Source organism: Butyricimonas faecihominis, assembly GCF_033096445.1.
Taxonomy (GTDB): domain Bacteria; phylum Bacteroidota; class Bacteroidia; order Bacteroidales; family Marinifilaceae; genus Butyricimonas; species Butyricimonas faecihominis.
Genome location: NZ_AP028155.1, coordinates 2,909,337 through 2,923,727 on the forward strand (window position 1 = coordinate 2,909,337; position 14,391 = coordinate 2,923,727).

A 14,391-nucleotide genomic window follows, 5' to 3' on the forward strand; every position below is an offset into this window, starting at 1 on the left:
ACCCTATTTCTTAAATTATTTTTCTAATTCCGCATCCAATAATGCCTTTAACCTCGGATCAGAAGGACGAGGAGAATCAATCGTAACCACCTTTCCTTGGCGATCAAACACCATAAAACGAGGAATCCCCTTAATTTTATAATCTTTGACGATCTGGCTCCAACCACTGGCAAATAATTGTATGCCTTCCAGTCCCTCTTTATCCAACACATCCAACCAAGCCTGATGATCTTTCTTTTCATCCACGGACACCCCTATAAAAACAACATCTTTGCCCCGCATCTCTTCTTCCAGCTTAATTAAATACGGTATCTCTTTCCGACAAGGACCACACCAAGTTGCCCAAACATCCACCACGACCACTTTCCCCTTGAAATCCGAAAGAGAAACCAATTTCCCGTTCCGATCCGGATAAGTAAAATCCGCTGCTTTTGCTCCCTTATTCCCCACGTACAATTTAGCACTCAGTTCATCCATCCTCCGATGATGACTTTCTGTTGTCAAATACTTAGAAAAATAAGTTACGATCTCATCATATTTCTCGTACGTTTTCGCCCACCCGGCATGCCTTAACACGATCTCCGCCTTCAGTAGATCACACGGAACCCATTCCAATTGATCAACAATGGTTTGCTTCCGGTTAAGCTTTTGCAACGCAAGATTCGTGTAGCTCATCAAATAATCTACCCCGTAAGGCTGCCGCAACAAGCTGCTGTCGTTCAATTTATCTTTCGACACTAACGTAGAATAATAATCAGGATAATCCCCCGGCTCGGGACGACATCCTCTCATCACAGCCCGATCCACCTTGACAGCCGATAATATCCTCAATGCAAAATACTCCACGTCATACTCCACGGTTTGCCTCAGCAACTCTTCAAAAAACGGATTCTCAGAACGAATCTCCCTCTTAAACTCCTCTACTTTCGGCAAAAAATCCATGTAATACGGGAATAACTCTTTATACGTGAAAAAGATAAAATCCTTATGATCCACCCTCCGACGCACTGGTTCAAATATGCTCTCCCACCGGGCTAGCAATAAATTCTCGGGAGTATTACGATTCGTTATAACTAACGTATCTTCCAATATATTCACCTCTGCCCGGTCTCCTGCCTCTAAATAAACTCGGATTCGTTCACTCGTTTTTTCACCCCCAACCGTGTAGAATCCGGGACGAGCAGGCTCTATCGCAAACCCGTACCACCCGTTCTTCCCCACCCGAGTTTTACTAATCAACGTCTCGGCACCATTCACCACTTCATACAACCCGACCTCGTCCATTTTTTCCCGATGCACCTGTCCCTTTACTTCGGCAAAGGCGTCCAATGACAGTTTAGCCAACTCATTATCATGTTCATGTAACTTATTCCCACTACCACAAGCGGCAAAAAGCAACGCAATACAAAGAACAAAGATCTCCTTGATTACAATAAAAACATTCAATTTCATATTGTTACATTTTTCTCATCCATGTTCATTAAAAGCATTACTTGCCTAACGCACCCTCCAACATCTTTTTCAAAGCTGGATTCGAAGGACGAGGAGCATCAAAAGAAACCACGTTCCCCTTCCGGTCGATCACGATAAAACGCGGAATCCCGTTAATCTTGTAATCCTTTGTAATTTTACTCCAACCGCTAGCAAAAACTTGAATACCTCCTAACTTCTCCTGCTCTATAAAATCTAACCATTTTTGTTTATTTCTAGCCTCATCCACGGACACTCCCAAGAAAATGACATCCATACCCTTCATCTCCTCCTCCAATTTTTTCAAATGCGGGATCTCTCCCCGGCAAGGAGCGCACCAAGTTGCCCAGACATCAATCAACACCACCTTACCCTTAAAATCAGAAAGTGACACTTGTTTACCGTTCACATCCGGATAAGTAAAATCAGCAGCGACACCTCCTGCACGGGTCTTGTACAACTTAGTTCCCACTGCTTCCGCTCGGGCTTTTAAAGAGGGAGATAACCAATATTTTTCGAACCTCTTCATCCCGTCCAAATACTCCTCGTACGTGCGATACTCAGAAAAAAAACGACTTACAACAAACTCCCCTCTCAGCCGATCACTTGGGATCGCCTCCAAACAAGTCTGCTCGTACAAGGCCTTATCCGCCGGATTTACATCCTTCTCGTTCACAGCAAAAATAGAGTACAATCTCAGCATCGTAATTCCATTCGGAAAATCCAACACACGTTCATCCGCAAATTTCTTCGAATTAATAATCTGCTTGTAATACTCAGGTCGATCAGACACCTTCGGATGTTTCGATCGAGGGGTTTGTAAAAAAACAACAGCATAATAATCCGTGGCATAATCAATCCACTCTCTCAGCAATGCATCGAACTCCTTGTTACCACTCTTCAAACCAGCCTTCAACTCCGACAACCCGGCAACAAACTTTTCAAAATCAGGAAAGAAATCCTCATACGTGCTGAATACTCTATCAAAAAACACACTCTTCAGCCATACATGATAAGCATATTCCACCCATTTATACAATTGCACGTTCTCCCTCGTGTTCTTGCCTATCAAGTTAGCCTTGTTTTCTTGTAACTCGATATTTATTTCTTCCCCCCCTTTCACGTACACGGGGAAATTCATCCGCTCATCCTCCCCTATCACGTAAAACCCGGGTTTCTCGGGCTTAACCAGAAAACCGAAACTACCATCCGCCTCCACCCGACTTACCGCACACACCACCGGAGTCCCATCCACGGTCTTAAATAATTTAACCTGTGACAACCATTGATCCTTCACTTTTCCTTTGATTGCCGTGAAATCCTGAGCACACACTGCTACAACACAGCAAACTGCCGTGATCAATAATAATACCTTTTTCATAAATAAATGATTTATCTTTTTATTTTATATCCGCTCTAATCCGTTCCAAATTGAAACCTGCCCCTTTAAGCACATACTCCATCAATGTATAACGCGCTTGTACGTAAGGATAAGCTTCATATTTCTTCATAAACTCCTCCTTATCGTAATCCAGAACGGCATCCAGATAAGCAGCAAAATCATTTTCTGCTGTCGGGACATTATAATAAGTTTTTCCATCGGATTTATATGTAGCCAATGCCAATAATCCAAAATTCTCCGGACAATTTTGCTCCACGTAAGCTTTATACTCGTCATAACTATCCAACTGTTTATCCATAGCCGCAATCACATTATTAGCAAGGTTTACCTCGCTCTCCCATTTTTTTCGTTCTGTTTCCGTTAAATCATCTCTTTCCAGTTGAGCTAAGGCCTCTTCCTTTTTTCCCATGTAAAGAACTTTCATATCATAATAGGATTGCATATTATTTACTTTCAACAACCGATCCGCATAAGAAGGCACGAACGTTTCATAATTTACCCCCCAACATTCTTTTATTATAGCCGGTGAAGCCGATGTATTTTCGAATGCCTTAGTTACAACAGATTGAAAACTGGACAAAGAATCTTGCAAAGCACCATAACAAATTTCATGTAAAAATGCCCGTTGGAAGAGAGAATCCGGATTTGATTGCTCGTATCCATTCAAAGCGAAACCTAAAACCCCAAACCCGCGATAAACATACATGGGCTTCGTTCCCTTTTCCATATCCTGCACGATCAAGATTGCCGGGATAAATACGTCAACCCCATCAATCCAAGCCAGTAACTTCTCGTTCAGCAACTTCAATAGCGGCATCATTGCAGCCTTACTTTCCGGGTTAGTAACATCAACCTTATTGAACGTGATCTTAGTCTGGATATTGGCAATTTCTGTCATATCGTAATCCAAACGAAGCACTTCATAATAAAACTTCGGATCTCCGTTTTCATCTTTCCATCCCCGATCCTCCATCCCGATCGTATCCTTGTAAAAAATTGCAAGATCATATTTCTCATATAGGCGATAAATCATATCATCCACTTCGTCCATATTTTCCGTAGGAGTAATAACATACCAATTTTTCACTTCCATCGGAGTCAACGTTTCCTCCCCGGAACATGCTATAAATACTCCTATTAACAAAATATAAATTAATTTTCTCATAGCGTTTCCTCCTCTTCTTTTTCAATTACAAAATTTGCCGTAACTCCACCTCTCACAGGGTTTTTCATATTACCATCGCAAAATTCGATGACACTTTGCGGGATAGGGATCATCCATGAACCAAAACTATTATCATTATATTCTTCCAACGTTGTCTCTCCCACCTTCTCGGCTATTACGCTCCCACCCGCATCCGTTGCAATTTGATAACATACATGTTCTATGGCCCGTTTACATGGATAAGTATTGTTCACAGCATAACGACGAAGATCAAACCAACGGTGTCCCTCGTAACATAACTCTTTCCGCCGTTCTAATCGTACAAAATCAACAAGTTCCTTTCCTCCGGAAGGAATCGTTGGCATCTTTTTATAACGATATTGCATCAAACTCCTTAACGTGCTTACAGCTTCCGATTGTCCCAAACAAGCCTGCGCCTCGGCCTTATTCAAAAGGATCTCGGGATATCGTAACCACCCTCCAGTTGACGCAGGGGTTCCGGTATTTGCATAAACAACCGTATCCATACTTACCGGATCATACTCGGAAATAGATATTTTTGACTTATACTTTCGGGGAACCAAATTCTTCGCATAACGCGTCCGACTGAAGAAACGGTTTAAACGATAGTCATTCTCATCAAACAATCCCTCGAATTCGGGCGAACAAGCATACGACCAGCCGTTCTGTTTCACCGTACGAGTCGTTATCATAACGATCTCACCAGTGGCTAATAAATGATCTATATCTATTCGACTAGATATCTCTAACTCTGCATCATCTCCAAAAATCCAATACGCCTCGTGTGGCCCGTGGGAAAATATCGTCTCCACGGATTCCAAAGTTGCAAAAGATTCGGTGACAGGCAAAGAACTCAAACTCTTCACCCCGTATCCCTCTATCTTATTCGCAACCTCAATACAATCTTCATATCTTTCCATGTAAAGATAAACCCGACTCAACAAAGCGTAACAAGCATCAATACTTCCATGCTGGGCATTTTTCCTAGGTGAAGACAACAACTTAAAAAACTCGATTGCTTTTTTCAAGTCTGCCTCGATAGATGCGTAAACCTCACCTACCGTATTTCGTGAATAATAAATATCGATCACTTCTTCCGACAATTTTAAAGGAACACCCCAAGTAGCATTCGGATTACTCTTATCGTATGGAGCCCCGTATATATTTGTCAACATAAAATAATACCAAGCTCTCAAAAAATAAGTCTCTCCCCCCACTTGATTCAACGTCTCCTCCTCGCCGAACTTATGCTTTGACCGTTGTTCCGGTATGGCTGAAATGATCGAGTTCAAAACAGCGATACGTCTATAAAAGTCCGCCCATATATAATCTTGCACCGCTATCCCCGTCAAACCGATAGCGGGATCATCCGCCCATCGGTAATATCCTGCCACGATTTGCCACGATCTTGTTTTATATTCCTTTGCAACCGGAGCTGGAGCTTCTTTTATATCATCATCCATCAAATGGATACACGTCATAAAATCTCGATTCTGTGTCTTATTTCCAAATGTAGCTATTGCCGCTCCCGGACAAATCGTCATGGCGGGGTCTTGGTAACCACTTCCCAACAACAACTCCTCCAAATCCGAAGCGGTTTCAATATAAGCCAAGTTTTGTGAATACTCGTTCAAAAAATCTTTACATGAGGTAGATAATCCACAAAGTAAAACTGCAAACCATAATATACTATATTTTTTCATCGTATACCGTTTTAAAAAACAACATTCAAATTAAGCGAATACTTCGGACGGACAGATATATTAACCACGCTGGAAGTTCCAGATTGTTCCGGAGATTGCCCCTTCAGGTCCTTACTACACCAAGTAAACAAATTCGAACCGGACAAGGATAAATAACCGGAAGAAAAACCTAACTTCTTAGCCAACGCCCTTGGGAACAAATAACGTAAGGACAAAGATTGCAAACGCAAATAATTCCCGCTCGCGACCCTCAAGTCTGAATCATCATACATAGAATATATCGTGGCACTGCCACTTGGCTCCCATTCAACTTTATATTTATTAGCATTCCACCATCCTTTATCCTGACCACCTTCTATATCCAGAGCCGGAATATCGGTTATTTTTTCATCTCCCGGATTTCTCCAACGATTCACAAACTCCCGGCGCAAATTTTGCATCGGTTTGGGAGACACCGCACTATATTCTCCGGAAGCAATTCGTAACAATCTAATTTTATTACCGATGCTATAAGAAAAATTAACCGTTAAACTAAAACTTCGGTAACCAAAATAATTATTAAAACCACCCTGAAGAACAGGCACCCGAGTTCCGGACTCATCTAGCACGGCCAACCACACATCCTTCTTAGACAAATTCTTGTACTTTTCATGTAATTCCTCCGCCCGATCTGCCTCCAAATCCTTAAATGTCGGTTTCCCTTGATTATCCAACCCGGCATACTTGAATGAAAAGAAAGTGTTCAGCGGAGTTCCGGACAATTGAACAGAACCATTCAAAAACTGCGACAGAGTCAATTCATCTTGTAACGTTTTATCTTTCCGTTTGATACGATCGTTTAACAACTTATTCAATGTCTGCCCGATCTGTGGATCAAAACGCCAGACAAAACCTCTTTTCCCATTAGCCGAGACAGCACGGTTAATCGGATTAAAGTTCAAAGACAACTCTATACCTTTGTTTTCAACATTACCGGAATTCACGACATAAGTTGTCACCCCATTCACGTCACACACGGTCTTGGACAAAAAGGCATCCACGGTCTTTTTATAATAACCGGAAATAGAACCCTGAATTTTATCTTTAAGGAAACTGAAATCTATCCCGGCATTAAAAGAATACGTCTTTTCCCATTTTAAATCAGGATTAGGAAACTTCTCCACAGTTGAAATATATCCTCCTTTTGAAGAATCATACCCGCCTTTATTGATAATTAATTGAGTCGGTTGATTATTTTGCATATTCCCCTGAATACCGTAAGACACGCGTAGAGCCAGATTATTAATCCAACTCACATTCTTCACGACATCATTCGTCATATTCCAACGCCCGGAAAAAGACCATACCGGAAAAAGTTTCTCGTTACTACGACTCCCGAATGCGTTAGACCAATCGGCTCGGGAATTCACGTTAAAAATATACCGATCCTTGTAACTATACGTTAGCGTAAGATAAAACGACGTTGTATTCGTCAATGATTTACTATATTTCGGATAATTCCGAATCACCCAATCAAAATATTTCGGATACTTGGAATAATCCTCCCCTTTTAACGCGGCGAAAGTCATTCCCCGATCTTTCAGATACCCCCGCTCCGTGTTTGCCGTAGTATTATATTTAGAAGATGACAATTCCCAACCGATAGAAGCATTCGTAAAATGGTCCTTATTTTTATCCCAAAACTTGCTGTAATCCGCTTGTACCCGGAATGTATAAGAACTACTACGATTTGAATTTGTTTTCAACTCCCCACCAAAAGGACATTCACTCCTAGTCATGGACGAATTCGCATCTTTCAATTTAAGGATATAATTCGAGTTCTCGCCATACCACGTTTCATCATCGGAAGTTCCCATGGAATAAGAAGCCGTACCTATTAACTTGAATGCATCTGTAAAACGATACTGGACTTGTGCATTCGCACTCGCATTCCTCTGATTAATTGTATAATCAGACTCCTCCATTTCCCGAATGATATTAAATGGATAATTCCCCTTTTTATACGTGTACAACTCCCCGTCCTCACCGTAGAGAGGAATCGCCCGGGTCATATTATAAGCATAATTCATAATACCTAAATCACTAGGATTATAGGTTTTATCCTGAACATTACCGGAAACGCCGAATTGCATTTGCAATCTCTTATGTTGCACAGTTACTCGTACACTTGCCGTGTAACGCTCATTCTTCTCCCCTTTAATATTCCCCTCTTCATTTGCATATCCAAAAGAAGCATAATATTTAGCACTCTCATTTCCTCCACTGATACTCAATGAGTGATTATGCGAGAACACATCCCGACACAAAAGATCAAGCCAGTCGGTATTCAACGTCTCGTAATAAGCGGAACGCTCTTTAAAATCATTGAAACTAATAGAACCATATTTAAAATAATCCAGATATGCCTTCTCGTACCCAATCCAATCCGTAAAACTATTGTAAACACCAGTATAACGAACTCCTCGTTCCATCAATTCCCGGGAAACATCTACTCTTTCCTTGGAATTCATCAAATTCACCCCTCTATCCGAATACCGAGGACGAGTAGAAAACGTACCTGTCAACGAATATGATAATTTCGGGGGACCCACCTTCCCTTTTTTCGTGGTGATAACGATAACTCCATTGGCAGCCCGCACCCCATACAATGCTGTGGCAGCCGCATCCTTCAACACGTCAATCTGCTCCACGTCATCCGGATTCAACCCGGCAATAGCGTTCCCCAACAAATTCACGAAATCCAAATCATTCAACTGTTGGGGATCAATATTCACCGGATCTTGCTGAATAATTCCATCCACTACCCACAACGGTTCCTGATTACCCAAAATAGAAGAAGTTCCCCGTATTCTCAATTTCGGAGTAGCTCCCACCTGACCGCTATTCTGCATAAAAGTCATACCGGGAATACGTCCTTCCAGCATCTGGTCGATACGATTTACGCCCGGGACATCAATATCACTCATTTTAACAGTCGTAACAGCTGCAGTCAAATGTCGCCGATCAATTTGCTGATAACCGGTCACCACAACATCCTCCAACTCGTTCATTTTCTCTCTCAACACCACTCTCAAGCTATCCGTCTTCTCCGTAAAATTCATTTTCTGAGTCTCGTAACCCACGAAAGAGAACTCCAATGCACCCTTGACCACGGGCAATGTCAATACAAAACGCCCCTGATAATCCGTCGCCGTCCCTAAAGCCACAGAAGATTCCGAACATAATTTTACGGTTACACCCGGTAAAACATCACCCGAGTTCTCATCAATAACTATTCCGACTATTCTCTTGCCTTTTTTTACATCCTCTTTCTTATCCTCCTGTTGAATCACGATCAGATCTCCCCGGAACTTGTAAGTCAATCCCGTTCCTTTCAGAATCTGTTGCAACACGTTTTCCACCGTCTCGTCCTTCACGTTCACGGACAACTGTCCCAGCCGATCCGTCAACTCCGTGTTAAAAACAAAATACAGATTCGTTTGCCTCTGAATCTCGTCAAACAAAGCCCGTACCGCCACGTCTTTCAGATTCAGACTGACTCTTTCCTGTTGAGCAAGCGATTCCGCCGAAACAGAAAAGGTGAACACACACATTAAAATCCAGAAAAGTTTCATCACTTTTTCAATTTTTTCTCTCATGCCCCGTGGCAATCGAAAACATAATCGTTTTTTTTTCATACATTTGTGGTAATAAATTCAACATTCAATAAACCCTCACGGTTCCAATGCGAGGTTTATTGTCTTTTTGAAATAAAGACGGAGGGTTTGCCGACCTTCCGTTTTATCTTGATACACATACGGTTCTATCGTTTATCGTAAACACGACCCCCGTAGCATCCGTTATCGCGTGCAAAATATCTTCAATCTGTTCATAACGTTTCATATGTCCCGAAAAATGCAACTGCTTGGCACTCTCCGACTGGAAAAACACCTCCATGTCATACCATAAAGAAAGAGTATTCATGATATTTTCCAATGTCTCCCGCTCGAACACGAAAATTCCTTTTCGCCAAAGAGTATATAAATCGGGATCAACTGTTTCAATTTTCATATCACGGGAATTCCGGTCATAAAATGCAAGCTCGTTCGGTTTCAACACGTACTCCCGGTCCAAATCCTGACCTCGAATCCCTACTTTTCCTTCCACCAGCACAGTACGAACCCCATCAGCACCAAGCGTATTCACATTGAACGAAGTCCCGTACACCCGTACTTGTACATCATCCGTAACCACGATAAACGGATGTTCCACATCTTTTGCGACCTCGAAATAAGCCTCTCCTTTCAAGTACACCCGTCGTTCCGGCCCGGTAAAAGCCACCGGATACCTTAAATCCGTCGCTGAATTCAAATACACCCGTGTCCCATCTGCTAATTGTAACTTAAACTCACCACCCTTGGGAATCCTCAACACATTCGTATCCACATACTCTGACACAACCGAATCCGAATACACCAGCATTCCGGAACTTTGTTGAACGTCAACGCCCCTACCCGCCTCTATCATTTTATCCTTTTCCTTCTCCAGTATCACTTTACCTCCACCAACAACCTCCAAAACAGGACTCTCCTCCCGTTTCACGATTTTCGTATTTTGAGCCACCGGTATTGATCGCTCTCCTCCACGAGGAAACAACAGCCATACCCCAGCAATAAGCAAAGGTAATGCAATTACAGCCGCATATTTGATCCATGTAGTCATCCGTCGTTGTCGCCTCAGCCCGTTTTTCACACGGAAAGTCTCCCAAGCCCGAGTCGTATCCACCTCACGAAATATCCCGTATTCCTCCGCGAAACGAGTATCTTTCCGCAATCTATCGAACAACTGCTTATGCTCTTCCTTCTCCTTCATCCAACTATCCAACAAACGCTGTTCGTCCGGCATGATCGTTCCAGAGAAATATTTTTGAAGCAAATGACCTATTTCATTTTTATAGTCCATATCTATGATCATATTTTACTCCTAATACGACCACGAAAACAAAAAGAGGGTATCCGATTTAAAAAAATGTACCGACTAATAATAAAAAATGTGCATCACCCAAGCGCTTTCTTAAATATTGCATGGCATTTTTCTTGTAGGATTTCACGGTAAGTACTGATAAAGCAAGCAATTGAGCAATCTCCTCGTTCTTCTTCCCTTCCAAATGTAATTCAAACACCGCACGACTTCGCTCCGGCAATTCCTGCACCACGAGATGTAACTCCCGGTACATCTCCTCTTCTGCCATATCCAGCTCATCCCATTCATGCTCCTCTTTCATGACCGCCGCAGCATATCGGTCTTCTACAACTTGATGTTTTAAATAATCCATGCATCTATTCGCCACAGCATTATAAAGAAAAGCCCTGAAACCGACATACGAGTTAAACTCCTTATTTCCCTCCCACACATTCACGAAAACCTCCTGCACAATATCCTCCGCCACATCCCGTCGCTGTACTCGCCTCATGGCATACACAACGAGATAATTAAAAAAACGCAGAAACAACTCATGAAAAGCTTTTTCCTGTTTTTCGTTTATTTGACGGATAAATATACTATTCAAATCATCCATTGACACCAAATAAAATTTTGCACCCGGGCATCACAAATATACGACTTTTTTCAAAACCTCTTCCTTTCTCCTAATTTCAGTTTTTATCTTTATCTTTGCAAGCAGAAAATAGAAACATGGACTTTAGCATCAATATAAAAGAAATATTCACCGCTTTTATGGTACTTTTCGCCGTGATCGACATCACGGGATCAACCCCTATTATTATCGGGCTCAACAGTGCAGGTAAAAAAGTCAATGCAGGAAAAGCCGCAGGAATATCTCTTGCGATATTCATCACGTTCCTGTTTGCCGGAGATGGACTCTTGAAACTATTCAACATCGACATCTCCTCATTTGCCCTTGCAGGAGCGCTCGTCCTTTTCGTGCTAGCAGTCGAAATGACATTCAACATAGAAATTTTCCAGAATGATGGCCCGGAAGGATCAGCAACAATTGTCCCTGTCATATTCCCACTGATTGCTGGAGCCGGAGCATTAGCCACGACTTTAACTCTCAAAGCAGAATGTAGCGTGTTCAGCATTATTATTGCCATTATACTCAATATGCTTGTCGTATATATCGTCCTACGTAACGTCTATCTCGTGGAACGAGTATTGGGAAAAGGCGGTGTCTACATTTTACGGAAATTCTTCGGGATCATCCTGCTCGCCATGTCGGTAAAAATATTCACCTCCAACTTGAACACCTTACTGGAAACATTGATGATATAATAAAATTCCCTCCTTTCCTACCGAGTCCTGTAACTTTTCGTTACCTTTAAGCGTCCCATCATAAAACAGATCATTATGAAAAAAATATCATTTGTCATTTTCATGCTCTGCCTCACAATAACCGGAGCATTCGCACAGGAACAAATCAGCATCTCCCGCTTCCAAGGACAAAAGATTACCGGAATCGAGGCTCACGGAATCTTCAGTATAACGGCTAAACAAGGTACCACGACCGGAGTCACCGTAAACATTCCAGCTCGACTTGAAAAACAACTCGTTCTGAAACTAGATTCCGATGGGAAATTACATATCTACATCGATGGGAAAATCACCACCAAAAACAAAAGAAACAATGACGATGATCGTTTCACGGCAGAGATTACCTTTACCAGCCTTGACAATGTGGAGTTAACCGGAGTCTGTAAATTGGAAACCATCGGGGATTTCATGACAGCCAAGCTAAAGGTGGACCTCTCCGGAGCCAGTAAAATGCTTGTAGGTGGAGATTTCCTAGCAAAAGAAAAACTTAACATCGAACTAAGTGGAGCCTCAAACCTCAAAGGACAAATGACCAGTCCCGAATCAACCTTCGACATTAGCGGAGCATCAAACCTCTCTCTTAAAGGTAACACCGTACATTGCAAAATGGAAGTATCAGGAGCCTCAAAAGCGAACCTGGAAGACTTTCCGATAAACGAACTGAAAGCAGAAGTATCGGGAGCTGCAAAAGCTCATTTTCAAGTCAAAGAAAAAATCAGTCTACACACCTCCGGTGCCGCAAAAGCTACATACTCCGGTGATCCGATCATCCTCTCCCTGCACTCATCGGGAGCCTCCAACATCAACAAGATCACGCCAAAATCCTTTGAGAATAGAAAAAAATACGAAAAGTAGGCATTTCTTAATTATCTATAACTCTTTGCACCCTTTTCGAAAAGTATTACCTTTGCACCCGAATTTTGGAGCAAAGGTAATTTTTATCTAATTACCCATTAGGGAATCCGGTGTAAATCCGGGGCTGTACCCGCAGCTGTAATCTCTTATTTAATGATCCGGCACTGCTATGCCACTGTTCAGTGATGAATGGGAAGGCCACCGGATGACAGAGAAAGCCAGAAAACCTGCCAACATTCATTTTATTCAACGTTTCGGGAAGTAAACAACGAATTAGCATCTGGTAGTACCAAATACGTTATTCCTTGTTTTTCATCCTTAATTTTTAATTTATTAACAAATAAAATGATGAAAAAACTTTTATTCTTACTTTTATTTTTCGCTACATTCGTAGCTTGTTCTGATGATGATAATACTGACTATGACCCAAGTAAACACATCGACATGATCGTGGTCAACGAGGGAGCAGCTACTACAGGAAGTGGGGCTTTATCCGTGATTTATGATGATAGAAGTACCACTTTTGACCTATTCCAAGATGTAAACAACAGGCCTTTAGGTGACATCGCCCAATCAATCACCTATATCAATGGTAATTACTTTGTGGCCCTAAATGGTTCTAAAAAAGTAGAAATCGTCGAGCCTCAAACATTCAACTCGATTGCAACTATCGTTTTTGAAGACAGCAACATATCACCTCGTTTCATTCAACCGATCAGTGCAACAGAAGCCATTGTCTCCTCCTTAGGAAGAGAACTTGCACGTATCAATATAAAAGATTATTCTGTTATCGAATATATTGACATCTCAGAAACAGAAGCCATGCAAATTGAAAAAATGATCACGATTGACAAGAAATTATTCTGTGCAGCTATCGACAAAGGTATTGGCGTCTTTGACGTGGATAACATAAAAGGTTCATCCATGCGTCTAGTTGAAGGACTACAAGGTAGTATCATGAAAACAGCCAAACCGATCCTCGACAAGAACCATAAATTATGGATACTAACAACAGAAAGTGATAAAGTCATCTTGAATGGTATTAATCCGGAAACAGAGAAAGTAGAAGATACCATCGAAATCCCGTACGTGAAGGAAGGAGATAAGGACTACGTTGATGATTGTATCACAGGAACAGATTGGTACACGAGAATGGACACAGACCGGACAAAAAGTAAACTATACTTTTACATGACCATCCTATCTGAAAAAAACAGCAGACTCGGAGCTATTTTCACCATGGATGTTGATTCTCACGAAATAGCTCTCTATCGCAGACTTCCGGATTTAGGGATGATGTACGGTATGGGAATTTCTCCTGATGGTGACGTATTCCTCTGTGATTGTCTGGATTATTCTAGACAAAGAGGTTTCCTCCGGGAATACAAGGAGAATGGTAGTATCGTCAGTCAACGAGTAGGAGTATATCCTAGAATGATTCATTTTACCGAATACGACAAATAAAT

General features: G+C 41.8%; 10 protein-coding genes and 1 riboswitch. Of the genes, 3 read left to right on the forward strand and 7 right to left on the reverse strand.

Annotation, left to right across the window (positions count from 1 at the left end; genetic code table 11):
- Positions 1 to 15: 15 nt before the first annotated feature.
- The 7 genes from R8806_RS12130 to R8806_RS12160 all read right to left on the reverse strand — a co-directional run bounded on the left by R8806_RS12130 (position 16) and on the right by R8806_RS12160 (position 11,318).
- Entirely contained in the window at positions 16 to 1,452 is a 1,437-nt protein-coding gene (locus tag R8806_RS12130) for a TlpA family protein disulfide reductase (protein WP_124315727.1), read from the reverse strand.
- A gap of 37 nt (positions 1,453 to 1,489) precedes the next feature.
- Positions 1,490 to 2,851, reverse strand: a complete 1,362-nt coding sequence (locus tag R8806_RS12135) for a TlpA family protein disulfide reductase (protein ID WP_124315728.1) — start codon at positions 2,849 to 2,851, stop codon at positions 1,490 to 1,492.
- Between the two features lie 19 nt (positions 2,852 to 2,870).
- Complete coding sequence (locus R8806_RS12140) at positions 2,871 to 4,037, reverse strand: hypothetical protein (protein WP_124315729.1); 1,167 nt, start codon at positions 4,035 to 4,037, stop codon at positions 2,871 to 2,873.
- Entirely contained in the window at positions 4,034 to 5,761 is a 1,728-nt protein-coding gene (locus R8806_RS12145; protein WP_124315730.1) for a RagB/SusD family nutrient uptake outer membrane protein, read from the reverse strand. The genes R8806_RS12140 and R8806_RS12145 overlap by 4 nt, the downstream gene beginning before the upstream one ends.
- A gap of 11 nt (positions 5,762 to 5,772) precedes the next feature.
- Entirely contained in the window at positions 5,773 to 9,399 is a 3,627-nt protein-coding gene (locus R8806_RS12150) for a SusC/RagA family TonB-linked outer membrane protein (RefSeq protein ID WP_229783012.1), read from the reverse strand.
- 142 nt (positions 9,400 to 9,541) lie between these two features.
- The gene (locus R8806_RS12155; protein ID WP_124315731.1) at positions 9,542 to 10,714 is read right to left on the reverse strand and encodes a FecR family protein; all 1,173 of its coding nucleotides are present in this window, start codon (positions 10,712 to 10,714) and stop codon (positions 9,542 to 9,544) included.
- 46 nt (positions 10,715 to 10,760) lie between these two features.
- Entirely contained in the window at positions 10,761 to 11,318 is a 558-nt protein-coding gene (locus R8806_RS12160) for an RNA polymerase sigma-70 factor (RefSeq protein WP_124315732.1), read from the reverse strand.
- 116 nt (positions 11,319 to 11,434) lie between these two features.
- On the opposite strand from R8806_RS12160, the gene R8806_RS12165 reads away from it, so the two are divergent.
- The 3 genes from R8806_RS12165 (at position 11,435) to R8806_RS12175 (ending at position 14,389) form a co-directional block, all read left to right on the forward strand.
- Positions 11,435 to 12,031: a MarC family protein gene (locus tag R8806_RS12165; protein WP_124315733.1), complete on the forward strand. Its 597-nt coding sequence runs from the start codon at positions 11,435 to 11,437 to the stop codon at positions 12,029 to 12,031.
- Positions 12,032 to 12,106: 75 nt separating this feature from the next.
- Entirely contained in the window at positions 12,107 to 12,925 is an 819-nt protein-coding gene (locus R8806_RS12170) for a GIN domain-containing protein (RefSeq protein ID WP_124315734.1), read from the forward strand.
- Between the two features lie 49 nt (positions 12,926 to 12,974).
- A riboswitch (cobalamin riboswitch) is annotated at positions 12,975 to 13,174 on the forward strand.
- Between the two features lie 96 nt (positions 13,175 to 13,270).
- Complete coding sequence (locus tag R8806_RS12175) at positions 13,271 to 14,389, forward strand: DUF5074 domain-containing protein (RefSeq protein WP_124315735.1); 1,119 nt, start codon at positions 13,271 to 13,273, stop codon at positions 14,387 to 14,389.
- Positions 14,390 to 14,391 lie beyond the last annotated feature (2 nt).